Raw genomic sequence first — 887 nt, 5'->3', positions numbered from 1 at the left:
CTGGCGACTGTGATAGAAACCGCCTCGCTTTCGGAGATTGAGTTGAGTGCTTATTGCCGAGAAAAAGGTCTTTACCCTGAGCAACTTAAGCGATGGAAGTCGGAGTGTCTACAGTCGTTTGACCAAAGCAAAGCGCAAGCTCAAGCGCTTCGCAAAGAACTTCAAGCCACACGTCAAGAAAACAAGACATTGCAACGTGAGATTAGACGTAAGGAGAAGGCGGCTAGCGGAGGCAGCAGCATTGTTGATGCTGCGAAAAAAGCTCAATGCGCTTTGGGAGGAAAGCGAGGACGAATGACCTCACTCTCAGAGCGCCAACATGTGGTCAGCTTGATTCAAGCCGCTCACCGCCAAGGAGCACGTCTAGCCAGGGCGTGCGAGGAAGCCGGTCTTGCGCTGCGTAGTTATCGTCGTTGGGTAAAGGATGGTGTTGTTCAAGCCGATAAACGCCCGACAGCCGTTCGACCTAAGCCAGCAAACAGTTTGAGTCAGGAGGAACGAGAGCTGATTCTGACGGTCTGCAATCGTGCAGAATACGCCAACTTGCCACCCTGTCAAATCGTGGCTGATCTACTTGACAAAGGTGCTTATATCGCTTCTGAAGCAACCTTTTACCGCACGCTTCGGCAAGCAAACCAGCTGCATCACCGAGGTCGCAGCCGTGCGCCTAAACCGAGCCCTCAACCGACAACGCATCATGCGACCGGTCCACGTCAAGTGTGGTGTTGGGATATCACATACTGCCCGTCACGTGTACGGGGTCAATTTTATTATCTTTACCTCGTTGAAGACATCTATCGCCGTAAAATCGTGGGCTATGAGGTGCATGAAACAGAAGACTCAGCGCTTGCGGCAGCACTCTTACAGCGTTGTGTCTTGAGCGAGGG

The 887-nt window shown here is 52.3% G+C and carries 1 pseudogene; it reads left to right on the top strand.

Features of this window, described 5'->3' with window-relative positions:
• Positions 1–887: pseudogene (locus HMPREF3179_RS09930) on the top strand (DDE-type integrase/transposase/recombinase); the annotation flags it as partial.

This window comes from Oligella sp. HMSC09E12 (assembly GCF_001808505.1).
In the GTDB taxonomy this organism is placed as follows: Bacteria; Pseudomonadota; Gammaproteobacteria; order Burkholderiales; family Burkholderiaceae_B; genus Oligella; species Oligella urethralis.
This window is presented reverse-complemented; position numbering and strand designations above follow the sequence as displayed.